The organism is Pontibacter deserti (assembly GCF_023630255.1).
GTDB lineage: Bacteria > Bacteroidota > Bacteroidia > Cytophagales > Hymenobacteraceae > Pontibacter > Pontibacter deserti.
In genome coordinates, this window is sequence record NZ_JALPRS010000001.1 from 367508 (window position 1) to 390885 (window position 23378).

The 23378-nt window shown below is 42.8% G+C and carries 19 protein-coding genes; 8 read left to right on the forward strand and 11 right to left on the reverse strand.

Features of this window, described 5'->3' with window-relative positions; translation table 11 throughout:
- The first annotated feature begins 1044 nt into the window (after nucleotides 1-1044).
- The gene (locus MJ612_RS01525; protein WP_187028782.1) at nucleotides 1045-1719 is read left to right on the forward strand and encodes a response regulator transcription factor; all 675 of its coding nucleotides are present in this window, start codon (nucleotides 1045-1047) and stop codon (nucleotides 1717-1719) included.
- A gap of 24 nt (nucleotides 1720-1743) precedes the next feature.
- On the opposite strand, the gene MJ612_RS01530 is transcribed toward MJ612_RS01525, so the two are convergent.
- Nucleotides 1744-2046 carry a hypothetical protein gene (locus MJ612_RS01530; RefSeq protein WP_187028783.1) on the reverse strand — a complete coding sequence of 101 codons (303 nt, stop codon included), beginning with the start codon at nucleotides 2044-2046 and terminating at the stop codon, nucleotides 1744-1746.
- A gap of 187 nt (nucleotides 2047-2233) precedes the next feature.
- Entirely contained in the window at nucleotides 2234-4555 is a 2322-nt protein-coding gene (locus MJ612_RS01535) for a sensor histidine kinase (RefSeq protein WP_187028785.1), read from the reverse strand.
- Between the two features lie 420 nt (nucleotides 4556-4975).
- Between MJ612_RS01535 and MJ612_RS01540 the strand changes: the two genes are divergently transcribed.
- The 4 genes from MJ612_RS01540 to MJ612_RS01555 all read left to right on the forward strand — a co-directional run bounded on the left by MJ612_RS01540 (nucleotide 4976) and on the right by MJ612_RS01555 (nucleotide 8401).
- Complete coding sequence (locus MJ612_RS01540; RefSeq protein ID WP_250419016.1) at nucleotides 4976-5500, forward strand: cupin domain-containing protein; 525 nt, start codon at nucleotides 4976-4978, stop codon at nucleotides 5498-5500.
- 137 nt (nucleotides 5501-5637) lie between these two features.
- On the forward strand, nucleotides 5638-6666 hold the full coding sequence (locus MJ612_RS01545) for a synaptic vesicle VAT-1 family membrane protein (RefSeq protein WP_187028787.1): 1029 nt from the start codon (nucleotides 5638-5640) through the stop codon (nucleotides 6664-6666).
- A gap of 152 nt (nucleotides 6667-6818) precedes the next feature.
- The gene (locus MJ612_RS01550; protein WP_187028789.1) at nucleotides 6819-7628 is read left to right on the forward strand and encodes a hypothetical protein; all 810 of its coding nucleotides are present in this window, start codon (nucleotides 6819-6821) and stop codon (nucleotides 7626-7628) included.
- 431 nt (nucleotides 7629-8059) lie between these two features.
- The gene (locus MJ612_RS01555) at nucleotides 8060-8401 is read left to right on the forward strand and encodes a hypothetical protein (RefSeq protein WP_187028790.1); all 342 of its coding nucleotides are present in this window, start codon (nucleotides 8060-8062) and stop codon (nucleotides 8399-8401) included.
- Nucleotides 8402-8516: 115 nt separating this feature from the next.
- Here MJ612_RS01555 and MJ612_RS01560 read toward each other — a convergent pair whose 3' ends face one another.
- Nucleotides 8517-10397 carry a gamma-glutamyltransferase family protein gene (locus MJ612_RS01560; protein ID WP_187028792.1) on the reverse strand — a complete coding sequence of 627 codons (1881 nt, stop codon included), beginning with the start codon at nucleotides 10395-10397 and terminating at the stop codon, nucleotides 8517-8519.
- Between the two features lie 156 nt (nucleotides 10398-10553).
- Here MJ612_RS01560 and MJ612_RS01565 point away from each other — a divergent pair, with 156 nt between their 5' ends.
- Complete coding sequence (locus tag MJ612_RS01565) at nucleotides 10554-11324, forward strand: oxygenase MpaB family protein (RefSeq protein ID WP_187028794.1); 771 nt, start codon at nucleotides 10554-10556, stop codon at nucleotides 11322-11324.
- Here the strand turns inward: MJ612_RS01565 and MJ612_RS01570 are convergent.
- On the reverse strand, nucleotides 11314-12084 hold the full coding sequence (locus MJ612_RS01570; RefSeq protein WP_187028796.1) for a DoxX family membrane protein: 771 nt from the start codon (nucleotides 12082-12084) through the stop codon (nucleotides 11314-11316). The genes MJ612_RS01565 and MJ612_RS01570 overlap by 11 nt on opposite strands.
- Before the next feature lie 541 nt (nucleotides 12085-12625).
- Between MJ612_RS01570 and MJ612_RS01575 the strand changes: the two genes are divergently transcribed.
- A complete protein-coding gene (locus MJ612_RS01575) occupies nucleotides 12626-13798 on the forward strand; it encodes a serine hydrolase domain-containing protein (protein ID WP_250419017.1) in 1173 nt (390 codons plus the stop codon).
- A 251-nt stretch (nucleotides 13799-14049) separates the two neighbouring features.
- Here MJ612_RS01575 and MJ612_RS01580 read toward each other — a convergent pair whose 3' ends face one another.
- Both MJ612_RS01580 and MJ612_RS01585 read right to left on the reverse strand, forming a co-directional pair.
- On the reverse strand, nucleotides 14050-15000 hold the full coding sequence (locus MJ612_RS01580; RefSeq protein ID WP_187028800.1) for an isoaspartyl peptidase/L-asparaginase family protein: 951 nt from the start codon (nucleotides 14998-15000) through the stop codon (nucleotides 14050-14052).
- Nucleotides 15001-15192: 192 nt separating this feature from the next.
- Nucleotides 15193-15609 (reverse strand): hypothetical protein, encoded by a 417-nt coding sequence (locus MJ612_RS01585; RefSeq protein ID WP_187028802.1) that lies wholly within the window; start codon nucleotides 15607-15609, stop codon nucleotides 15193-15195.
- 392 nt (nucleotides 15610-16001) lie between these two features.
- On the opposite strand from MJ612_RS01585, the gene MJ612_RS01590 reads away from it, so the two are divergent.
- Nucleotides 16002-18140 carry a glycoside hydrolase family 97 protein gene (locus MJ612_RS01590; RefSeq protein ID WP_187030682.1) on the forward strand — a complete coding sequence of 713 codons (2139 nt, stop codon included), beginning with the start codon at nucleotides 16002-16004 and terminating at the stop codon, nucleotides 18138-18140.
- A gap of 286 nt (nucleotides 18141-18426) precedes the next feature.
- Here the strand turns inward: MJ612_RS01590 and MJ612_RS01595 are convergent, their stop codons facing one another.
- The 5 genes from MJ612_RS01595 to MJ612_RS01615 form a co-directional block, all read right to left on the reverse strand.
- A complete protein-coding gene (locus MJ612_RS01595) occupies nucleotides 18427-19221 on the reverse strand; it encodes a bestrophin-like domain (RefSeq protein ID WP_187028804.1) in 795 nt (264 codons plus the stop codon).
- Between the two features lie 629 nt (nucleotides 19222-19850).
- Nucleotides 19851-20057 (reverse strand): hypothetical protein, encoded by a 207-nt coding sequence (locus tag MJ612_RS01600; protein ID WP_222619594.1) that lies wholly within the window; start codon nucleotides 20055-20057, stop codon nucleotides 19851-19853.
- 372 nt (nucleotides 20058-20429) lie between these two features.
- Nucleotides 20430-20819: an SMU1112c/YaeR family gloxylase I-like metalloprotein gene (gene gloA2, locus MJ612_RS01605; protein WP_187028806.1), complete on the reverse strand. Its 390-nt coding sequence runs from the start codon at nucleotides 20817-20819 to the stop codon at nucleotides 20430-20432.
- 11 nt (nucleotides 20820-20830) lie between these two features.
- On the reverse strand, nucleotides 20831-21742 hold the full coding sequence (locus MJ612_RS01610; protein ID WP_187028808.1) for an alpha/beta fold hydrolase: 912 nt from the start codon (nucleotides 21740-21742) through the stop codon (nucleotides 20831-20833).
- A 140-nt stretch (nucleotides 21743-21882) separates the two neighbouring features.
- Nucleotides 21883-23310 (reverse strand): sugar MFS transporter, encoded by a 1428-nt coding sequence (locus MJ612_RS01615; RefSeq protein WP_187028810.1) that lies wholly within the window; start codon nucleotides 23308-23310, stop codon nucleotides 21883-21885.
- Nucleotides 23311-23378 lie beyond the last annotated feature (68 nt).

Below are 23378 nucleotides of genomic sequence, written 5' to 3' on the forward strand. Positions count from 1 at the left end.
AGTATAATCCGGGCCTGTTTATAGGTTGGGCAGCAGTTTCTTCAGGATGTGGGAGTTAAGGATCTGACCCCGTTGTCTGGTATCTGCAAATAAGCATTTACACATAATTTGCAGTAGCAGCTGCTTTGTATAAATTGTCATTTTCCAATAGTCCTTGCTGAACACATGCTGTCTGCACCTCAAAGCAATTCTAACTTATTACTAAACGATAACCACTTTCATTTCAAGATCATTTCCAGCAGAAACTTTTTCTGTTACCAGGTATAAATCCAACCGGAACTGCTTTTACAGGAATACAACAATGGTAACTATAAATAAAGAAACCGATACTTAGCGTTAACCTGCAGGCTACCTTAAAGCTTTTAAAAACAATGCAGGCGGCAAGTTTATAGTCTGGATAAAGCTCTTAAAATTTAATTCCGGTAGTATACCGGGTACCTTGAAGGCAGTTGGTATAAGTACCTATCGGGGTGCGGCTAATCCGTATTTGCATGTATAAAGGCTGTAAATACATTAACAATTATAGCTGCCTGCTTAAAGGCATCGTAAATTCAATTATTAAAACTTTCTATGGAATGTAACTTCTCGGAAGAGGGTTGCAGTTCGCCCTTAAAGATTGAGAGTGGCCATACCTGATTAGGTGCTGAGGATGGCCCTCTCACATCTTTTTCTGTTGAAACAATAAATGATGTGTTTAGAGCAACAGCTTCTTAAGAATAAATAGGGTGTTTGTTTAGCACCTCCCGATAAGCACTGGTAACCCTTACTGGTGCTTTTTTATTTAGTCAATTCTGAAGAAGAGTAGTATAGGGGTAATAGATTGATTCATCATAAATAATGGCTTACCTTGTCTGTAAATACAAAAACAGAGTATAAAGTAAAAGAGGCTTTGGCTACCTAAAGAAGTAAAGGCCTGGTTCTCTCTATTTTCCGAACCAGTTATACTTGATCGGTAAAACCATTAGCAGGTGCAGCTACTATACTTACAAGGTATGTAAAGGTATATATTAAAGCACAGTACATTTTTAAGGAGTAAATAACGGTATGGAAGCACAGGAAGTAATCAGAGTCATAATTGCGGAAGATCATGTGATATTGCGCCAGGGACTCAAAATGCTTTTAGATGAAGATAAAGAAATTGAAGTAGTAGGGGAGGCTGGTAACGGTACTGAGTTACTGGAGATGTTATCGAAAACACCTGTAGATGTAGTGCTAATGGATATAAACATGCCTGAAATGAACGGCTTCGAGGCTACAGAGCGTGTGGTTAAAGAATTTCCGGACACAAAGGTAATAGCCCTCTCGATGCTTAATAACCTGCCGTTTGTACAAAAGATTCTACAGTGTGGGGCTTCGGGTTACCTGCTTAAAACTACCGGAAAAGATGAGCTCCGTTCAGCTATAAAATTAGTGGCAGGCGGTACAAACTATATCTGTAGCGAACTCTCTATAAACATGCTTTCTAATTCATTTGGAGGAGGGCCTGTGGTAGTGGAACATGAAGACCATGCCGGCTTATCTAAAAGAGAAATAGAGGTACTAGGCTTAATTGCAGAGGGCTTTACAAACGCTGAGATAGCAGATAAGCTTTTTACCAGTAAGCGCACGATAGAAACGCACCGCCAGAACATACTGGAAAAAACAGGAGCAAAAAATACAGCCAATCTTATAAAGTATGCCATTGGGCACAAGATAATTGCTGCTGATATGCCGGAGTAAGCTGTATACAGCGATTGCTTATTTTTAGAAAGCGGAGTTACCTGATTTGTTTGCCATGCGCTCTAATGTGCAGTGGGCATTCAGTAAGCTTTTAAGAGTTGCGTAATCGAAGGAGCCGAAGGTAATAAATTGTATATCAGAGAAGAAAATTTCCAGTGAGTTTTGCAGATCAGGAGCCAGGCTTATACTTTTTGCTTCATCAGATGCAGAAGGTTCAGGCAGGACCTGTAAGCTCTCGTCTAGTATCTTAACTATAAAAGTTTTAATCTTACCCGCGGCCTGCTTATCCTCATACTCCTGAAGCAACGCATGCACTTTTTCTACCATCGGAACCTCTGCTGTTTGTTCAACCTTCTGTTTTATACTTTGCCTGTTTACGAGTCTGTACTATTTGCCAGTGCATGCTAAGCATATAAAGGTACTTTTAAAAATAAATTCATACATCGGTATCAATACTGAAATAACAGCTCAGTATAAAACGAAGAAGTCACTCTTATATCAGGAGTTTATACTTTTAAACGGAAGGGCCTGCTTCGGCATGTAGCGGTAAACGAATCTCGATAAGGGTACCTTTACCAGGAGAGGCGGTTATTTTAAAAGAGCCGTTCAGTAAATTTACCCTATTCTTTATAGAACTTAAACCAATGCCCTGGCTATCCACATGCTCCGCATTAAACCCTTCCCCATTGTCTTCTGCCAGCAGCACAAGTTTATCAGCCTGTTTTCGTAATAGCAGTTGTGCTTCAGTGGCCTTCGAGTGTTTTACAATATTGTTCGCCAATTCCTGAGCTATGCGGTACACCACTATCTGCAGGTATTTCTCAAGTTTATCTGGCAGGCTGAGCACCTGGCAATTTATATGTAAGAACGGGCTGCTAAGCGAAACCCCGATTTCATGAAAGGCTGTAATAAGACCGAATTGCTCCAGCACTACAGGCGTAAGCTCGTGGGAAAGACTGCGGGTTTGGCTTATAGCTGTCTGCAATATTTTATCTACCTGCAAAAAGTTAGCTGCTATATCCGGGGCATTACTTATACTTTGTCCGCGTAAGCGGTCGAGGTTAATTTTAGCTGCATACAATACCTGGCCGACACCATTATGTAAAGCTTCGGATATCCTTCTTCGTTCTTCTTCCTGGGCATCCATTATAGCTAATAGCAGATTCTTTTGCTGATTCAGGCGTATCTCCAGGTTTTCCTGTGCCAGCTGCTTCACTTCTGTAATATCCAGGTCTATGCCAAGTACTTTTTCTGTTTCACCAAAAGTATTGCGGAGCGGTAAGGTCTTTATTCGTATTGTGTGTACTTTTTCTTTTACAGTAACCCGAAATACATTTTCCAGGGGCTCTTGGCTTTTCAGTATCTGGCGGATGATCTTTTTTACCAGCGGGAGGTCTTCAGGAAGAGTAAAGGCAAGGTATGTATTCAGGTTGATGGGACTACCTGCCGGTAAATTAAACATACGATACATACCATCAGACCACGTAAGTTTCCGGGTTATTACATTATATTCCCAGCTACCCATGCATGCCACTTCTTCGGCCTGCTTCAGCACATGGTATTGTTTTGTGAGTTCCTGCTCTGCCAGTTTATACTTGGTAATGTCTTGTACAATGCTGATATAATGTGTGGGCTTCCCGTTTTTATCGCGGTTAAATACTTTACCACGGGTGCGGTACCAGATCACTTTATTTTTATCTACAACACGGTAATCTAACGTATGGATTTCATCGTTGGCAGCAGTCCTGAATTTTTCTATAAAACAATGCAGGCTATTTCTATCGTCAGGGTGGGCTCTGGCTAAAATCTGGTCATAGCTAATAGCTAAGGTTTCCTGGTAACGCTCCTCGTTTTCCTGGTAAGGTCTCCGGTTCACGAAATCGAGCTTATTGGTCAGCAGATTAAACAACATAATAAAATCAGGGGTGGCAGCCATGATCTGCTCAATAAACAACATGCTATCCCGTAGCGCTATTTCTGTGTTCTTCCGCTCCGTTATTTCCGATGTAATAGTAACCACGCCATCATTCAGCTTTACAACTGACTGATGAAACCACCCATCAAACTGCTCAAAATTATAATGTTGATCATACTGTAACGGTTGGCCTGTTTCTGTTACTTTAACCAGCTTACCAAATATACCTGTCTCCTTTACGCCGGGGTTCAGGGTTAACAGGCTTTTGCCTATTACATCTCCATACATCTCAAAAGACTTTTGGTTATTCAGCTCCCAGGTAAAATCGATTATCTTGTTATCAGCATTCCTTACTGCTTTAAATACTTGTATCATATCAGGAGAACTATCCAGCGTTGCCTGAAGAAAATGCCTGTTTATACTTTCCTCTTCGGTGCCCTGTTGCTGGCTCTCCAATGTATTGTGCTCTTTTTCCTGATCAATAAGCTGTTCAGGAGCTATACTTTGAGCTTGTCGAACGTCCAGGTTATTGGTTTCAATCTTGTGTATAATATAAAGCACTTCTCCCTGTGCATCTAACACAGGAGTGTTTAAACAACTGAAGGAGTTGGTTTTAGCGCGGGGAGGAGTTTTTGTACCAAAAGGGCTGTACTGATTTACGCTGATGCGATGCGGTTTTTTAGTAAGAAGCACCTTTTGAAGTGAAGCTACCATATCAGCATTAGCTTGCGAAGTCTGGACGTTGTCCGGGAAGGCAGCAAATATACTTTTGTCTTTTAGCTCGTCTCTTAAAGTATAAGTTGCTGCCAAATAAGCGTCAGAGGCTGTTAAGACAGTTAGCTCTGGCGAAAGTATAAGATAAGAATCCGGAACCTGTTCAAATACTTTCAGAAACTCGGTGGGCAGGGTGGCAGTTGACATAAAGTATTATTGCTTTGGAAAATCTGAAAAGCAGTGTAATTGGGTAAGGTAAGTATAAATAGTGCTATCTACAACATTGCACCCTATGGAGTAAATTGTACAAGCGGTTTAGCTTTGTTTAAGTATCAAACAGTAAAGTATGGTAGTTATCTGAACGTAATCAAGAAGCACCGGTTACGCTTGCAGGCAGCTACAGAGTTTGTATTGTTTGCAGGGGCTGCTTTATAAATTTTATAATTGATTGCTGTAACAACTGTTTTTGAGAATCGTTCTTCCATTCTGAAGAAGTCAATCATAACTTTAAATTTGCAACTACGCTAACAGAAGTTATATATAAGATGATTCTTACCGCTACTTAATTAGTAAAAATGGCTGAAGATTCTTGTTAGAAAGCCATAGATAACCTTTATTTACATTATTATGAGTAACACCCTTACCACAATGAGTTTAGAAGAAGCCAAGCAAACGTTGTTCACCGAAATAGAGAGAGAGCTTGCTGATCAAGGCTTTAACATAGAGAAGAAAGACATGAGCAGGCCCTGGGGCGGCTTTTTTGTAATAGATGAAAAACAGGCACCCCGATTTGCCGAAGTATACTTTAACCAGGTACCAGTTGATGAGCTAAAGATATCCGGTAAGCTTAGTCCGAAGATATTGGTGGTGGCACCGGCCAAAAGATTATCCTGGCAATACCATTTTCGGCGTGCTGAGATATGGAAAGTATTGAAAGGAGAAGTAGGCGTTGTAACAAGTGAAACTGACGAAGAAGGTGAACTTCAGAAATTGGCACCTGAAGCATTGATAACTTTAAAACAAGGCGAACGCCACCGGCTGGTTGGCTTAACTGACTGGGGCGTTCTGGCTGAAATCTGGCGCCATACCGATGCCGAAAAACCCTCAGACGAAGAGGACATTGTCCGGCTGCAGGATGATTTTGGCAGATAAGTATAGCATACCCAAAAAAAGCCTCTTACCAAGAGGCTTTTTTTTTGGTAAAAATTAATTTAGGTTGGGAAGTATAAAAGCTAACCCTATACTAACTATAACACCATTCACTTTAACTAACAGTTGATACATAGCAGATGATCGAACGGCAGGTTTACCGGATGCCCAAAGCAGGCTCTATTAAAGATCTTAAAGTACAGACAGAGAGGTTAGAGCAACCTGAAGCTGATGAAGTTTGCGTAAAGGTTAAGGCCATTGGATTAAACTTCGCAGATATTTTTGCTATGCAAGGGTTATATAGTGCCACTCCTGCGGGTTCTTTCATACCTGGGCTGGAATTTTCAGGAGAGATTATCGCTGTTGGTAATGCCGTTGAAGGAGAATGGAAAGTGGGAGACAGGGTGATGGGAGTTACTAAATTTGGTGGTTATGTGTCGCATATCATTATAAACCATAGGTATGTAATACCACTCCCTGATAGCTGGAGTTATGAAGAAGGAGCAGGGTTTTTAGTGCAGGGGCTTACAGCCTATTATGCCCTTAAAGAGCTTGGTAATCTGCAGCAAGGCATGGCCGTACTTATCCATAGTGCAGCAGGCGGGGTGGGCATTCTGGCGAACCGTATTTGTAAAAAGTACGAAGCTTATACTATCGGCACAGTAGGAAATTCTCAAAAGGTAGTGTTTCTGAGAGAAGAAGAGAATTATGATGAAGTAATTGTGCGGGATAGCGAATTCTTTGGTAAACTAAGAAAGGTACTTGGTGAGCGTCCGTTGCAACTGATTATGGAGTGCATAGGCGGCAAAATACTGGAACAAGGTTGGAAAGCTATGGCGCCGATGGGACGGATGGTAGTGTATGGCAATGCCAGCTTTACGAGCCATGGTTCCAGGCCTAACTACCCAAAGTTGATCTGGAAATTTCTGAAGCGACCAAAAATAGATCCCTTGCGTTTGCCTACCGAAAATAAATCCCTCATGGGGTTTAACTTAATTTACCTCTATGAGCAGACAGAAATGATGCATAAGTTACTTGGTGAGCTGCAAGCACTGCACCTTAAGCCCCAGCACATAGGCCATATTTATCCTTTTGAAGACATGCATGCGGCTATCCATATGTTTCAGAGCGGCAAAACAGTGGGGAAAGTAGTGATTAAGGTTAATTAAGTATAGACCATAGCTTTTGATGAGTTAATTTTTAAATACATCCGCCCATACTCTAAAAGTATAAATCAGAAAAGCAGCTATATCTATCCTTTATCGTAAGATGCTGAATAAACGGGCAGGCATTGCTTTCTTAAGATTTACTTCCTGAACTCATGAAAAGTATAAAGGTCTTAGCTGTTCTTAATGCATTGTCCTTTCTGGTGCACCTCATTTTATCGCAACTAACGCAGTTTAAATTGTTAAATGCTCAAACTATAGGGGAGGTTTCGGCTAAATATCCTGCGTTGTTTACACCTGTCGGTTTAACATTTTCTATCTGGGGAGTCATCTACCTGGCGCTGATCTGCTTCTGCATTTATCACTTAGTTAAAGCTTTTAAAGCTGATGCAGAACATGAAGCCAATATGGACCTGCAAAGTATAGGTTACCTGTTTATCCTGAACAATCTGGCTACCGGCGCCTGGACTGTTGCATGGGTTTATGAGTGGTTAGTTCTGTCGGTGGTTCTGATATTGATTCAGCTTATAACCCTACTGCTAATAAATCTGAGGCTTGGGATTTACAATGCAGAACGTTCTGCGGCAGCGCGTTGGCTTACACAGTTCCCGCTAAGCATTTATTTCTGGTGGATATGCATTGCTACAATCGCTAACATCAGTGCTACATTGGTTGGGCTTGGCTGGGATGGTTTCGGTCTCGCAGCTGAGTTCTGGACTATAGGCATGATCGCTGCAGCAACTATACTTACTGTGTTTGTAGTATTAAACCGCCGGAATCCTTTTGTAGGTTTGGTCACCATCTGGGCATTTTACGGTATTGTTCTGAAAAACCAGCAGCTTAACGAAGTATCAGGTTCAGAGATAATTTCTTCTGCCTGGATAGGTTTAACAATGGTAGCACTTGCTGTAGGGTTTATACTTTATCAGAATGCTAGGAAGCGAACTATGCAGCAAAGGCGTTGAACAACATATAACCTTTATATATTACCAATTCAAGTCGCTTGTTCGTATTAATGTGCAACTAAAACTTGACTTATTTTTAGTATTAATGCTTAGGCGACTGCGGTTAATCAGTATTTGCCTGTCAATAACTAGTATTTATTATTCCTGACTCATCAGACCGGGTTAACTTGGCGTATACAAACTAAACTCTGTTGTGGTTTCTTTTAGAAATTTTCATGGTTTAGTGACGATTATTTGTTTTGGTAGTAAGGCTGGGGTCTGAATATGTTATTGTAAATTATTGAACGCATAATTTCCCCAGCCTTTAACTCAGTAACTTCATCCTTATAGTTAATTGTAGCATCTATACTTCTGCACTACCAGGTGTTGTTAGTTTTCAGTTATGATTAGCTAAATCAATAAAGCTGTTTTTCGGAAACAGAATAAAAGAAATGGTAACAGGTCAGACGATACTACTGCAGGAACTTCATAACCTTTCGATAGGCTTAGCGAAGAGCAATACCCTTATACTTAAGCAGCAAAACAGTACATTAGCATGCCAGTTCCTTTCAGGCGGCCTTACTACCCACGAGGTACAGGTTAAGGTTAAGCTTCTGGTAAATGCACTTTGGCAGGCAAGCACACTGGGTATAATTGAAGGAGCAAATTATACTGCATTCCGGAACGACTTTGATAACTTCTCATTTCATATAAAAGCTAGGTTTGTGTACCTTGAGCTCATTTTAGCACCTGCAGAACTTGTTGAAAATATTTCAAAGTTGCAGGTTGCTTAAGCAAGTATGATACAGGGGAAACCTTATAAAGAAAGCCGCTTCAGTTAGCTGAAGCGGCTTTCTTTATAAGGTGGTTAAATCAAAACGAGATGCTTACTAAAAGCTGATTTTATACTTACCAGCCAATTCCATAGTCCTCTCCATGGTTGCTCGAACCGCCCCAGAAGCTTCCGTATTTCCAGTCAAAATAAATCGCATTAATAGGGCCGCTGGTACGATCATCAAAGCTCATAATATATCCCATTTTTTTCAGGTCATTTCTTACAGCTTCCGGTGTGGCATCATGTAATAAGATCTGCCCCGGTTTTGGCTGGCGATCTTCTGTTTTGGTACCACCCAATGAGAGCCATAGTTGGTTGGTATTAAAGTTGGCGGCTTCTGCAGCTTGTTGCACGTTCATGTCAAACTCCACTACATTTAAAAAGAATTGCAGCAGGTTCTGATCCTGCGTATCGCCGCCCTGCACTGCAAAAGACAAGTATGGCTTCCCGTCTTTCAAAGCCATAGATGGTGTAAGCGTTACTCTTGGTCGTTTGCCTGGTTCTACAACATTAAAAGGATTGATAGCAGGATCCAGTACAAAACTTTGCATCCGCTGGCTCATACCTATACCTGTATTTCCGGCAATGGTAGCAGGCAGCCAGCCACCACTTGGCGTAATAGAAACCACCCAGCCTTCTTTATCAGCCGCTTCTACTGTGGTAGTTCCCCGCCATAACCTGTCCTGGTATTCGTTGAGGGAAGAACCATTTCTCGTATCGTGGGTAGGGGCAAAGTTTCGTTTGGTGGTATCCATCTCAAATCCCCGTTTCTTCAATAGCTTCAGATAAGGATTCTTTTTGCCTTCAAACAGGTAAGGGTCTCCGGGCCCTATGTTCGGGTTGTTCTTATCAGACTGAATAAGACCGGCGCGCTGCTTTGCATAGGCTTCGCTTAATAAGCCTTTCATCGGCTCTTCCGGAGCAAAGTAAGAATCACCGTAGTAAAAGTCCCGGTCAGCAAAAGACAGGTTCATGGCCTGGTAAAGTGTATGGATATACTTGGCACTGTTATAGCCCATACTTTTCAGGTCGAAATTTTCCAGGATGTTGAGTGCCTGCAGCATTACAGGCCCCTGCGTCCACTGCTGTAGCTTGTATACTTCCACTCCCTTGTAATTTACTTTTAGCGGTTCCTCCTCAATGGGCTTCCAGTTGGCAAGGTCCTGCATCGTTATAAGTCCGCCCTGTTCTTTGCTGCCACGCACAAATTCTTCTGCTATATCACCTTTATAAAAGCGATCATAACCCGCCATGATGGCATCTTTGCGGCTCTTTCCATTTTTCAGGGCCTGTTTTTCTGCTTCCACCATCTTCGTAAGTGTCTGCAGCAGGTCTTTCTGCACAAAAATCTCACCGGCTTGTGGAGCTTCCCTCTTCTCACCAGGATGCGTTAAAAATACTTTTTTACTGTATGGCCACTGTTTTATCAGGTCTTTGTTCTTTTCGATGCTGTTGGCCGTTTGCGCTTCCATAGGGTAACCGGCCGCCATTTCCATGGCAGGCGCCAATACCTGTTCCAGGCTTAGTGTTCCATAGTTTGCCAGCATGTATAAAAGGCCGCCCGGTGTACCAGGGGTAGTGGCTGCCAGCGGACCATACTCCGGAGGAAAGTTATACCCTTTGCTTTTAAAGAACTTAGGAGTGGCGCCCGTTGGTGCTACGCCAAGCGCATTAATAGCAATTACTTTTTTTGTTTTAGGATTATAGATCAGGGCCTGTGTCTCGCCTCCCCAGCTCAATACATCCCACATCGTGCAGGTGGCAGCAAGCATGGCACAAGCGGCATCCACGGCATTGCCTCCTTTCTGGAATGTCATGGCCCCGGCAGTGGCCGCTAATGGTTTACCGGTAATAGCCATCCAGTTTTTACCATGCAACACAGGCTTTTGTGTCTGTTGCGCAATACCCGAAAAACTAAAAGCGGCAAGAATAGTCAGTGTCAGAAGTTTTTTCATGTTCCCAATTTTCATAACTAAATATAATGAAACGCACACAGATCGAAAAAGCATGTATACATTTAAAGTATTGGTTGCTTTACGTAAATTTAGAGTAATGTACCAGTAAGCAAATTGTACCTGGCACATTTACCTTAATCCGGTTGTTGTAGCATCATGGAAAACTTTGTTGAAGAAGGCTCTGTAGTAAGAGAGATATGGGGGAAAGGAGATACCATTCTCTTTATATTTGCCGGTGCATCTGCTGAGTTTGCCCTTAATAAAGCTGTGGATTGGCTATACTTTACAGGTAAACTGCCTTCAGACCCGCTAGGCAGGTTGTTTTCTACCGTATCGTATGCACGCAGAATTGTGTTCTCAGAGAAACAGGCAGCTATAAAGGCCATTGATGCCATGGCAACTATTCATGCAGGGGTAGAAGCCAGTAGAGGTACCTCCATTCCGGACTGGGCTTACAGGGATGTGCTGTTCATGCTCATCGATTATTCTATCAGGTCTTATGAAGTACTGGAGCGGAAACTGACTTTAGCTGAAAAGGAAGAAGTATTCGATGTGTTTTATAGGGTGGGGAGCCGGATGGGAGTGAAAGACTTACCTGGTACGTTTGATGCGTGGACTATAATGCGGGAAGAACACCTGCAGCATAATCTCGAGAAAAGCCACTTCACAGACGACCTTTTTAAACAGTATCGCAAGCACCTGGGCATAGCTCGTTACCTGATCTTGCTGGAAGCCCAGACACTTGTTGTGCCGGACAGGGTGCGTGCTTTGTTGGAATTCAGAAACAAATCATTTCTCGGGCCGGTACTCTGGATGTATAAGTTAGCCAGGTACCTACAGGCCGACTGGCTGCTGAAGACATTGATAATGCCACCTGCCTATAAAGCGCAAATTAAGGCTTTAGACGCAATGCCAGTCAGGAAATAGATGCTGTAGCTGTAACTTCTGAAGGTATTTGGTTGCGGCTGGCCAAGTATACCCGGAAACTTAACAGCAATGCTTCAACTGCAACTATAGCTGCTACTGCCATTATCATTTGCTGGTGTAAATTGCCAAATGTTACAGCAACCATAGCCAGGAAAGGCAGCAGGATAAGTACTGAATCCAGGTTAGTTAATAATGTAGAGCGCACAATGGTTACGGCAAAGCATACAAAGGCTAACAGCGCAAACATATTGGTGAGGGAAATGCTAACAAAAGCCATTACCATAGTTAGTGCACAGAAACCAATACCAAGCCAGCTATACTTGTCCTGCCCGATCGGGTCTGTTGTAGATGGCGTGATGCTGTACTCCTGCATTGGCTGAAACAGGAACCTGAATTTTTTATATTCCAGGCCAAGCAATACAAGGTTAAGACCCAGAAAGACTGTATTTACGTAAGGAGTGCCCTGCCAGTCCATAGATACGGTAACGGCAAGTATGGCTACATTCATGGGTACCAACATAACAGCTCCTAACAGGCTAAACCGTTGCGACAGCAGCAGTGTACCACATACCACCTGGCTAACAGCAACTACCTGCGCAAAAAGGCCCAGCCCATACTTAGCCAAGCTTTCTTCCAGCCACGGAGGGCCGATGATCTGGCCAAAGTTGCCATTGGTTAATTTACATATGCCTGCAGAAAAGAAGATGTACCCTAAGAACAGGCGAATAAGAAGCGTAAACAGATCTTTATTTTTAAGCATAGTCTTATGTTGTACTGGTTAGCGGCAGCGTGTATATATTTATACTTGAAGTAAAAAAGACTGTCTTTAATTTTAAAATGAATTATACTAACAGGTTGATTTTCACTACGAACATTGCTTTTGTGGCGCGTATTTCCTGCTTGTGGTAAGTATGTAAAAAGTATGGTTTTAACATGCGTTAAGCGGTACTACATATAATAATCAATCTCTTTTATAGTTAACAATGGGATGGATGAATGGAATTATCAATGCTGTTCTGCAGTTGACTGGCTAGTGTAGGGCACAAAAGGTCAGGTACCCAATTATGACTTGTTCCGGTGCTTACACTGCAAGTATAATTTTATTAGATCTATGTCCGCAAATTAATTCTAATGACTTTGTATAAATCCATGAATTAATTATATTTATAGTGTCTTTTAATATTTACCCGAAGTTTACAGTAATTTAAAGTGGATTTTGTGTGGTAGTCTCAGGTATGACTTTTAATAGTGTGCAGCTTTTATTGCTTCGATGCTTTCTAGCATCTTTTTTATGTTTATCCGTGGTTTCGTGTCAGGAATCAACGGAAGAAAATCAAGCAGGTAATTTAAAAGGAGAGGAGAAAGAAGAGAGCAAACAGCGAGTAGCAATTCCTACTTCGTTTACAACGGCAACGGCCCAAAAGCTAGGCCATCAGCTCGATTCCATTTTTACGCATTTACATAAAAGAAAGGGCTTTAATGGTACAGTGCTGGTCACCAAGTATGATCAGGTGCTGTATAAAGGAGCCTTTGGTTATACCGACTTTCAACGTAAAGATACCCTCACTACGCAAACAGCATTTCAACTGGCTTCGGTATCCAAGCAATTTACGGCGATGGCTATTATGATGCTGAAAGAGCAGGGTAAACTCCATTACGATGATAGCGTACAGCAGTATTTTCCGTCCTTTCCCTATAAAGGCATTACCATCCGGCAGTTACTTACCCACCGCTCTGGGTTAGCCAACTATACTTACTTTAGCGATGAACTATGGCCGGATAGAAACAAGCCGATTACAAATGCAGATGTGCTGAATTTGATGGCGGTGCACAAGCCTAACGTATATCACCTGCCCAATACCCATTTCGACTACAGTAATACAGGCTATATGTTGCTGGCCTCTATTGTAGAGAAGGCATCTGGTGAGCCATTTGCTAACTTTATGCAGAAGCATATTTTCGGGCCTTTACAGATGAAGAATACTTTTACCTATAGTATAGATGTAGCCACCTTAACCGGGAAAGTAGCAACCGGGCACACGGGCGGCAGACGTAAAAGAACACCGGATTATTTAGATACTGTACTCGGCGATAAAGGAGTATATTCTACCGTTGAGGATCTGTATAAATGGGATCAGGCGCTGTACACACAGAAGCTGGTGAAATGGGAGACTTTGGAAGAAGCTTTTACAGGTTCCCGCCCTGAAAAGAAGAATAAAGAAGACTATGGGTTTGGCTGGCGCATTCGCCCGATGGAGAGCGGAGATACAGTTTTATATCATGCCGGTTTATGGCATGGCTACTCCACCTATCTGCTTCGTAATCCTAAGGACCATAGCGCACTTATTGTTTTAAGCAACGTACCGAACGGAAGTTTAGGACACCTGAAAGCGATACAACAGTTCTTATACCCGGCACAGCCCGCTGGCATTGCTCAGAACAGAAGAACCATAGTTGGGGCTGTGCACCAATAAATTCTAAACCTGAATTTTTCCTTTTGATTGCTGCGGTCACCTGCAGATAATGGTCTGAACAGAAGTATACGTATACCAATAGGCACAACTGCTTAGGTTGCAGATTTCTCCGAGGCATGTAGAAGTGTTTATTTACTATAACATAAAAAAGCAAAAGCCCGCTTATACTTTAAATAAGCCGGCTTTTGCTTTTTTACAGTTCGTTTACAGCTGTACCAAAGAGTACACAAGCTGATAGTACGATCAACTGCTTACTTCTTTGTAGCATAAATTTCTATACCCTGCTGTCTGTTGCTAGTTTTCCAGCCACGGTGCATTCGCTCACTGTTAAATACCAGGGCAATATTTCCATCCCCATCCACGCCTATTACACCAACATCTCCTTCATCTTTTTTTACCCGTTTCAGCACAACCTCTTCGCAGGCCTGCTGAAGCGTAAGTCCTTTATACTCCATCAGCGCAGAAATATCATAGGCAATAATATTCTTGATCAAGAGCTCTCCGTCTCCGGTACCCGAAATGGCACAGGTATTATTTTTGGCATAACACCCAACACCAATAACACAACTGTCACCAATTCGGCCCATTTTCTTGTTTTCGGTGCCACCTGTTGAAGTAGCTGCTGCTACATTTCCATCACGGTCTAAGGCAACTGCCCCAACTGTGCCATGCATGCGGGCATTCAGCTGGTCCATACCTATGCGGTCGCTGCTGGTAAATTCTTCCTGTCTTTTTTTAGAGAAAGCATCGAATTGGTGCTCTGTGATAAAATAGGACGATGGTTCCATCCTGATATCTATCTTTTTGGCATACTCCAGAGCCCCCATATCTCCCAGGAACCTATACTTGGTGTTCATCATAACTGCTTTTGCCAGCGACACTGGGTTCCGGATGTTTCTTATCAACGCAACTGCACCTGAAGCCTGGTCATCTCCGCGCATAATGGCGGCATCCATTTCTACTTCGCCATTTGCGTTAAGCGCTGATCCTCTGCCGGCATTAAAAAGTGGGTTGTTTTCCAGTTTAATTACAGCTGCCTCCACAGCATCAACCGCCGATCCGCCTTCTTCCAATATCTTATATCCTGCCTCTACTGCCTCTTTTATACCATCTTCATATCCTTTTCTGTTCTCATGAATATGATCTGAGTCTGGACCAGCACCTCCGTGTATAACAATTGCTAGTGGTTTTTTCTTAGCCATACTTTATTCCCGTTTTTATCATTATTAACAGATAATTGGTGCTCTCAGGTAGTACGGTAAATTGCCTGATGCGTTTATACAGGAAAGTATAGGTAATCAATACAGGGGTAGCTAAGCGAAAGCTAAGGGTTGATTTAGATATTAAAACTATAAGTTGTGTGAGAACTTCTATTATACATTGCAGGTGTAATATCATTCTTCTTTAATAAGCCAGTTTATGGCGGCAGCTTTACTTGGGAAGTTCTGAATCTTAAAAGGTAAAGTGTATTGTACTTCTGAGTTATCCAGGAAACGCTCAATACTGTTTTCCCGCATGGTATCTGTTGAGCCAACACGCGCCAGCTTCTGAAGTCGGGAAGGCATCAGCCCACGTATCAATTGGCCGATCAGGTGGTAATGATCCTCGGCAGGTAAATCTATCTGGCTATTGCTAGAGTCAAACAAAAACCTTTTGATGTCGTAGCTTATCAGTGTTTCCACCACAATAGAGAGAGCTTTCTGAATATGTAATAATTCAAACTCCTGTATATGCGGGCACGGTACATACAGGATATCATAAGTTGCGTCGTAAGAGAGTTTTAAAAAGCCGTCTTCGTAAAGTGTCATCATAGGAGTAAATCACTTGTTGGAAGATAAGGAATTTATATTATTCTAATAAACTTCCCGGATAGTTTTTTTGAATATAAGTTTGTGAAAGGTTATACTCTGTCGGGATGTAATTTCTTTGCCAGCTGTAGCATAAAATCTTTCTGTTATATTTTAAGCTTTGTCACTATAAAATAGGAGAAGGTATTTTAAAGCACCATCAGAGGTATCTCATAAAAATGCTTTACCAATCTGCACGAAAAGAAATTTAAAAACATAATATTTAATGTAATTTGCTTACGTATTAGTACTTTCTTAAACTTAACTATCTTTTATACTTCAGTAAAACTGAAAACCCGATGAATCAAAAGTACACCCTTAATTTACGCTATGCAGCTGGTTCTGCAAGGCGCGTGATGCGCCGGTTAACGTTGGTTCTGTTGCTCTGTACATTAACCTTCCTGGTAAATGCGCAGGTGATCACATCCCCGGACAAAAACTTCACAATGAAGTTTGAACTGAAGGAAAACGGCGTACCAACTTACCAACTGACCTACAAGAAAAAACCTGTTATCAAGGAAAGTAAGCTTGGCCTAGAGCTGAAAGAGGGCCCTTCGCTGATGAATGGCTTTACTGTAGCCAAGACTGAGCAGGCATCTGTAAACAACACTTGGGAGCCTGTAGTTGGCGAGCAGAAAACCATCCGTAACAACTATAACGAGCTGCTGGTTACACTAAATCAGAAAGAGCAGAAGGACCGCCAGATCCTGATCCGTTTCCGTTTGTTTAACGATGGTCTTGGCTTCCGTTACGAGTTTCCGGAGCAGAAAGAGCTGAACTACTTTGTAATCAAAGAAGAGAACACCGAGTTTAACCTGGCCGGCGACCATAAGATATGGTGGATCCCGGGCGACTATGACACCAATGAGTATGCTTATACTACGTCAAAGATTTCTGAAATTCCGGGCCTGATGAAGAAGGCAACCATTGATGTGCACGCGCAGTGGCCAATCAAAAACACAGCTGTGCAGACGCCTTCTATGATGAAATCTTCTGAAGGAATCTATATCAATATACATGAAGCTGCGCTGATCAATTACCCAGCCATGCACCTGAACGTAGATCCAAAAACCTTCAAGTTCAGCGCGCACCTGACACCGGATGCGATGGGTAACAAAGGCTACATCCAGACCGATTTCAACACGCCATGGAGAACAATTGTGGTTAGCGACAATGCTGCCGACATCCTGGAGTCGAAACTTATACTTAACCTGAACGAACCGACCAAGTATAAAGACGTTTCGTGGATAAAACCGGTGAAGTATATCGGTGTATGGTGGGAGTACTTTGTGGCTAACAAAAGCACCTGGGCTTACGGCAAAGAGACCAACGTAAAACTGACCGACGATTTTACAAAACTTACGCCAAACGGCCGCCACGGCGCTACTACCGAGAACGTGAAGAAGCACATCGACTTTGCTGCCAAGCATGGTTTTGATGCTGTACTGGTAGAAGGATGGAACATCGGCTGGGAAGACTGGTTCGGTAACTGGAAAGAAGAAGTGTTCGACTTTGTAACGCCTTACCCTGACTTCGATGTAAAAGGCTTGCAGAAGTATGCTGCTGACAAAGGCGTGAAGATCATGATGCACCACGAAACTTCATCTTCTGCTACTAACTATGAGCGTCGTTTAGATGATGCCTTCCAGTTTATGAAAGACAATGGCTACAACTCTGTGAAGACAGGTTATGTAGGCAAGATCATCCCGAGAGGGGAGCACCACGACAGCCAGTGGATGGTAAACCACTACATCCGTGTAGCTGAAAAAGCTGCTGAATACCAGATTAGAGTGAACAGCCACGAGGCAGTAAGACCAACAGGTTTGCACCGTACTTACCCGAACTGGTTTGCACAGGAATCTGCCCGCGGAACTGAGTTTGAAGCTATGGGCGGTTTGGCTCCGGAGCATGCTACTATTTTACCGTTCACACGTTTGATGGGCGGCCCAATGGACTATACGCCGGGTATTTTCCAGACGGACTTGTCGTACTACAACAAAGACAACAACCAGCGCGTGAATACGACACTGGTGAAGCAGCTTGCTTACTATGTAACAATGTATAGCCCACTGCAAATGGCGGCTGATATGCCAGAGAACTACGAGCGCTTCCCGGATGCGTTTCAATTCATTAAAGATGTAGCCGTAGATTGGGATGATACCTGGGTGCAGGAAGCTGAGCCTGGCGATTACATCACTATTGCCCGTAAAGCCAAAGGCAAAAACGAATGGTATGTAGGTGGTATCACCGATGAAAATGCCCGTACAGCTACCGTTCGTTTTGATTACCTGCCCAAAGGCAAAAATTATGTGGCTACTATTTATGCTGATGCAAAAGACGCCAGCTGGAACAAGAACCCACAGAAGTATACCATCCGCAAAGTGCTGGTTAACTCCAAGAGCGTACTGAAGCAGCCGATTGCCCCAGGTGGTGGTGTAGCCCTAAGTATAAAAGAAGGCAGTAAGCAGGACGCAAAAGGCCTGAAGAAGCTGTAAGAAGTATAAAGTATAAACAAAACAGGGCGCCGTACATAATGTACGGCGCCCTGTTTTGTTAGGGGGAGTATCTTTCGGGCTGTTGCTTGTCATCCTGCTTCCTTTATAAGATGCCCTTCCTACGTGTTCTCACCAGCAAGCAGGTGTGCTTCTTAGTATATTCTACATCCCCGCAGTTACAAACTGACTGCATGTTTATCTACAAGTTGCGCTGGCACTAAACTGTCAGCATAAGGCGTACAGTTTCTATGAAAGTTGAAAGCCTTCTTTCCTATAAAAGAATTTTCTAAAGCGCCTCTTTGTAAAATTTTCTTAGCTCAACAGTCATTTGATGCATATCATTTAATTTTATTATGCCTCGTCTTGGCCGGTCAAGAACCAGCGTAATATAGATAACTATCGCCACCAAAAAATGGAAAATCAATATTGCCAGCCAATCTCTCCTTTTTCTGCCAATGCCGGCATAACCTGCAAAAAAAGCTGTAGCCAGCGACAGGATAAAAAGCATATATACAATGGGGTCAGGCACGCGGTCCCTAACGGCAGTATGCCTGGCTTCCTGTACTTTCAGTAACTCATGTAACGCAGGTATCATTTGCTCTGAGGCCAGTTGGTTGTCAGGGTTACGGGAGAGACGCACTGCCCTTTTCCAGATAGTAAGAATGAGCAGGCGGCTTTTTTCACGGGTGGCAGCCAAAAGCGTGGGTTTAAAATCCATTTCATAATACTTAATTCGGGTATCTAAATAGGCCTTAATTTCTTTTCGGAATTCTTGCCGCTCTGCCGGCTCGTAGAGATCGGCCATCATAATAACGGTCCGGATGCCAGTGTTCTCATCTGAAATACTTTGTCTCCGGGCTTCAAAACGACTACCAGCCATGGCAAAAGTGAATGCCAGAAGTAACCCCTGCAGACCAAGCACTGAGGCAATCACTACTGAATGTTCATCGGTGGCGGTAGCGTATGGTTTTCGTATCAACCCTACATGCATTCCAACATAAGTAGCTACTACCAACATAACGAAGAGCAGGAGCATAATTAGCCAAAGATCTGTTGCATAGAATATGGAGTTGTCTTTCATAATCAGGATATTCGTTTGCACGTTAAGGAAACCATGGTAGGAGTAAGTATTTATCTCTTGATCATCAGGTAGGTATATTAGGGTAATTGATTGGGAACAATAATTAAGTACAAACAACTTTATACCTGTACTAAAAGAAAACCTGCTGTTCTCTCAAATTCTGCACATTTATATTATAGTAGTATGTGTAACAATGTTTGCCTATAGTATGATTATAATTGATTGGTTCATAATAAACTAGGTCTGGAGTTCTTTTCCCGATTTCGCAATTATGCTTCTTTTAACTTTGTTAAAAACAGGAGTAATATTACATTTTAGTGTCGGTCTTTTTTATACGTAATTTTAAAAACTCCACTTCACCCGCACAAAAATAACCTTTGGACTGCTTTAAGCTCTTCCTGCTCCGAATCCTGCAACTATAACCTAATGGCATTAATATCCAGGTTGAGGAAAGCAGAGTAGGAGAGGACTGAGTCGAGAAAGAATGCCTCTATTGCTGTTCCGGACATCCTTGTCCGGAACCTTACCTGCTGCGAATTTCCTTGTCCGCGTAAAGAAAGGTTCATGTACGGGGACAAGGAAGTCCCCAGCAGAAAGCTTTCGGACTTGGAATTCCGAAAGAGCAGTAGTTAAAATTTGGAGATAAGGTATTCAGAACTTCTGAATCCGCAGTCGGTACGATTTACCGTTGTTGCCTCCACTTTAACAAGAACTTCTTTGTCTTTGGGGATTGGCTTTTCAATCTCTGTTAGCTTAACCACTTCTGGTGGCCCGTACCTGGTATAGACACTTGCTCTTATAGTTCGTCTGAAGTATAAATGTTGGAGAAGGGACATCAGTGATAGGGGTTAGTTTTACTTTCCTATTAGTACATGATATTCTTTCGGGATACTAACTCCCCGGAAATGATTTGTAAGTCCATAAAATATATAGACTGTACACATTAGGCTTGCCGTCATGAACGGTCGTTTTACCGCCATTGATTAATGCCGTGGTAAGTGCTGGTTAACTCGAAGAGCGTACTGAAGCAACCATTAACGCAAGGTGGTGGTGATGCTGTAAGTATAAAAGAAGGCAGCCCGCAGGAAATAAAAGGCCTTTTCAAGCTGTAAGAAGTATAAAGTATAAAAAGCGCCATGCAGGTTTTGCACGGCGCTTTTTTGTACTATAGCTAGAGAGTAGAAAGTGTAGTTTGGTTAATTAATAAACTAACTTTCATAGAATTCGATGGGTAATTCATCCGGGTCGCTGATAAATGTGAAACGTTTTCCGGTAAATTCATCCGTTCGGATCGGTTCTGCAGATACTCCTTTTTCCTGAATTGTTTTTACTGTTTCCTCCAGGTCATCAACTTCAAAAGCCAGGTGCCGGAGCCCAGTGGCTTCGGGGCGGGATGGCCGTGCAGGTGGATTCGGAAAGGAGAAAAGCTCCAGGATGTACTGGCCGTTTAATGCTAGATCGAGTTTATAAGACTGCCTTTGCTGCCTGTATACTTCCCTGATGATGGTAAGCCCTAGAATGCTAGTATAAAATGCTTTTGATCTTTCGTAATCTGAGCAAATAACAGCAATGTGGTGCACCTTCTTTAGACCAATCATAGCTAATTTCTTTAATCCAACTTAGCTATAAACTTACGGATATGCTTCCGGAATGTATCCGGTTGTTCCTGGTAAGGGCAATGGCCTGTTTTCATCACTTTATAGGTCGCTTTCTGGAACTGAAATGATTTGTAGTGGTCAGGGCCGATAGAATAGTCGTAGAGCCCAGTGAATACCAGAACAGGTGATTTTATACTTGCTGACTTCATTGTAAAGTCCTGCTCATATTCCGTGTAGTTCCATACATTGCTCCCGAAGTGCCCGTTCAAGGTGGTATCCATTACGGCCGCCATTTTATCAAACATCTCCTTGTCCCGGTACATCATTTTATAGGCCAGGTTCTGTTCGTTTAGCTTACCCCACACAGCACCGAATGCCTGTGTTTTGCTCACGCCCGGCTTCAGGAATTCAGACTCCGGCACATTTAGTATGCGTGCTGCCTGTGTTATACCATTCGACTTTGCATAATCCAAGTTAAGAGTAGTGTTTACATAAATGGTAGCTAATACACGGGTGGGATAAGTATAAGCATATTCCGTCGCAATGGTTCCTCCGAAAGAGTGCGGCATCACGATCCATTTATCGTAGCCAAGGTGAGCTCTTATTTCTTCAAAATCTTTTACGACCCGCGCCAGCGAGTAATCCGTACTGGCATTACCTCCTGAGCGGCCACTACCACGCTGGTCCACGTAGATCATGGTCATATCCTGCTCTGTAATATTACCACCCAAGGCATAGTAATATTTTGTCCAGGAACCTGGACCGCCGTGTATAAACAGGCAGGGTTTGCCCTGACCTGCAACCCGCACATATAGCTGCACAGAATCGGAAGTAGTAAAGTAAAAGCTTTTGGTTTGTGCCTGAAGGGTGCTACAGGTAAGCAGCAATAAGAATAAAAAGTGTGACAGAAGGTGATTTTTCATAGTGAAAGGTTAAGTTGTGTATTGCCTGACTAAAGACGGGGCAAAGCTACAAAAGACGCAACGCAACTGTAAAATATTTAAAGCAAAAGCGCCCCGCTTTTTGGCAGGGCGCTTTTCTTTATACTTCAGATAACATAAGGTTATTCTTCAGCACTTGGGTCTATCTTCTCTACTTTAGATCCACTGAAACCATAGAACACGATGTACAGGTAGCACAGCATCGGCACGATAAACGATATCTGCAGGTTGCCGGTAACATCGGCTACATAGCCTTGTAAAGGAGGGATGATTGCACCACCAACGATAGCCATTACCAGCAGCGATGAGCCCTGGCTGGTATGTACGCCAAGACCTTTAATGGCCAGGGTAAAGATAGTCGGGAACATGATAGAGTTAAACAAACCGATCGCAATAACAGACCACATGGCAACTGCACCAGACGCAAACGTGGTGATGAGCAGCAGCACAATTACAGCAGAGGCAAAGAAGCCCAGCGTACGGCCCGGAAGGAACCTGCCCAGTAACAATACAAGGAAGTTTACCACAATAAGACCCAGCGCAATTAAAGCTTCATTCTGACCGAAAGTGGTATAGATAAGTGTGACAGTAATAGCTGTAATAGCTGCAATGATCAGGTATTTGGTGTTGTTGTTCTTAAATTCAGCCAACGCTACTGCACCAAAGAAACGTCCGATCATGGCGCCACCCCAGAAGAAAGCCAGGTAATGGCCACCTTCTACTTCAGAAAGCCCTGCAATGTGAGGCAGTTTAAAGAAGTTGATCAGGGTACTGCCGATGGCTACTTCGCCACCTACATACATAAAAATACAAACTATACCCAGTACCAGGTGGCGATACTTCAGTGCGCCCGAATCAGGTATAATTCTGCCTTCTCCCTTTACATGCGGAAGCTTGGCCAGTTTTATCATAACAGCAATAGCAATAAGTGTGGCAGCAAGGCCCAGGTAAGGCATCTTTACTGACTCAGCACCGTTTGTAGAAACCGTGTTAACTGCTTCGAAGATCAGGTAACCACCAATTAATGGGGCAACTGTAGTACCAAAAGAGTTAAGAGCCTGCGTCATGTTCAGGCGGCTGGCTGCACTGCTCGATGGGCCAAGTATAGTTACATAGGGGTTGGCTGCAATCTGAAGTATAGTTATACCTGAAGCCAGCACGAAAAGCGCCATCAGGAAGAAACCATAGCTCTGAAGGTCTGCAGCCGGGTAAAACAAGGCACAACCGGCAGCCGCAACCACTAAACCTACTATAATACCGTTTTTGTACCCGATCTTCATGATTGGGTCACCTTTTACTACCGAGAAAATAAAGTATAGCAGCGATATAATGAAGTACGCCCCGAAGAAAGCTGTTTGTATCAGCATGGCTTGCCAATGCTGAAGTACAAATACCTGTTGTAGCTTCGGTATCAGGATATCATTCATACAGGTGATAAAACCCCACATAAAGAAGAGCAGGGTTACTATGATCAGCGGACCTGTGTAATTTTTAGCCGTAACTTCGTCGTTAACTGGCTTGTTTTGAGTAGAAGGTGAAACTCCGGCCATGGATAAATTAATTAGTTTATGTTTGTTGATTAGTTGCGTATTAAAGTTGATTTATACTTAGAGCGATG

What these genes read in the sequence shown, in the direction of transcription:
- gloA2 (WP_187028806.1), bottom strand. Translation starts at nt 20,819, where the DNA reads ATGATTGGTCTAAAGAAGGTGCACCACATTGCTGTTATTTGCTCAGAT.
- MJ612_RS01600 (WP_222619594.1), bottom strand. Translation starts at nt 20,057, where the DNA reads ATGTCCCTTCTCCAACATTTATACTTCAGACGAACTATAAGAGCAAGT.
- MJ612_RS01565 (WP_187028794.1), top strand. Translation starts at nt 10,554, where the DNA reads ATGGAAAACTTTGTTGAAGAAGGCTCTGTAGTAAGAGAGATATGGGGG.
- MJ612_RS01555 (WP_187028790.1), top strand. Translation starts at nt 8,060, where the DNA reads ATGGTAACAGGTCAGACGATACTACTGCAGGAACTTCATAACCTTTCG.
- MJ612_RS01535 (WP_187028785.1), bottom strand. Translation starts at nt 4,555, where the DNA reads ATGTCAACTGCCACCCTGCCCACCGAGTTTCTGAAAGTATTTGAACAG.
- MJ612_RS01615 (WP_187028810.1), bottom strand. Translation starts at nt 23,310, where the DNA reads ATGGCCGGAGTTTCACCTTCTACTCAAAACAAGCCAGTTAACGACGAA.
- MJ612_RS01570 (WP_187028796.1), bottom strand. Translation starts at nt 12,084, where the DNA reads ATGCTTAAAAATAAAGATCTGTTTACGCTTCTTATTCGCCTGTTCTTA.
- MJ612_RS01585 (WP_187028802.1), bottom strand. Translation starts at nt 15,609, where the DNA reads ATGATGACACTTTACGAAGACGGCTTTTTAAAACTCTCTTACGACGCA.
- MJ612_RS01530 (WP_187028783.1), bottom strand. Translation starts at nt 2,046, where the DNA reads ATGGTAGAAAAAGTGCATGCGTTGCTTCAGGAGTATGAGGATAAGCAG.
- MJ612_RS01560 (WP_187028792.1), bottom strand. Translation starts at nt 10,397, where the DNA reads ATGAAAAAACTTCTGACACTGACTATTCTTGCCGCTTTTAGTTTTTCG.
- MJ612_RS01590 (WP_187030682.1), top strand. Translation starts at nt 16,002, where the DNA reads ATGCGCCGGTTAACGTTGGTTCTGTTGCTCTGTACATTAACCTTCCTG.
- MJ612_RS01580 (WP_187028800.1), bottom strand. Translation starts at nt 15,000, where the DNA reads ATGGCTAAGAAAAAACCACTAGCAATTGTTATACACGGAGGTGCTGGT.
- MJ612_RS01610 (WP_187028808.1), bottom strand. Translation starts at nt 21,742, where the DNA reads ATGAAAAATCACCTTCTGTCACACTTTTTATTCTTATTGCTGCTTACC.
- MJ612_RS01540 (WP_250419016.1), top strand. Translation starts at nt 4,976, where the DNA reads ATGAGTAACACCCTTACCACAATGAGTTTAGAAGAAGCCAAGCAAACG.
- MJ612_RS01545 (WP_187028787.1), top strand. Translation starts at nt 5,638, where the DNA reads ATGATCGAACGGCAGGTTTACCGGATGCCCAAAGCAGGCTCTATTAAA.
- MJ612_RS01595 (WP_187028804.1), bottom strand. Translation starts at nt 19,221, where the DNA reads ATGAAAGACAACTCCATATTCTATGCAACAGATCTTTGGCTAATTATG.
- MJ612_RS01525 (WP_187028782.1), top strand. Translation starts at nt 1,045, where the DNA reads ATGGAAGCACAGGAAGTAATCAGAGTCATAATTGCGGAAGATCATGTG.
- MJ612_RS01550 (WP_187028789.1), top strand. Translation starts at nt 6,819, where the DNA reads ATGAAAAGTATAAAGGTCTTAGCTGTTCTTAATGCATTGTCCTTTCTG.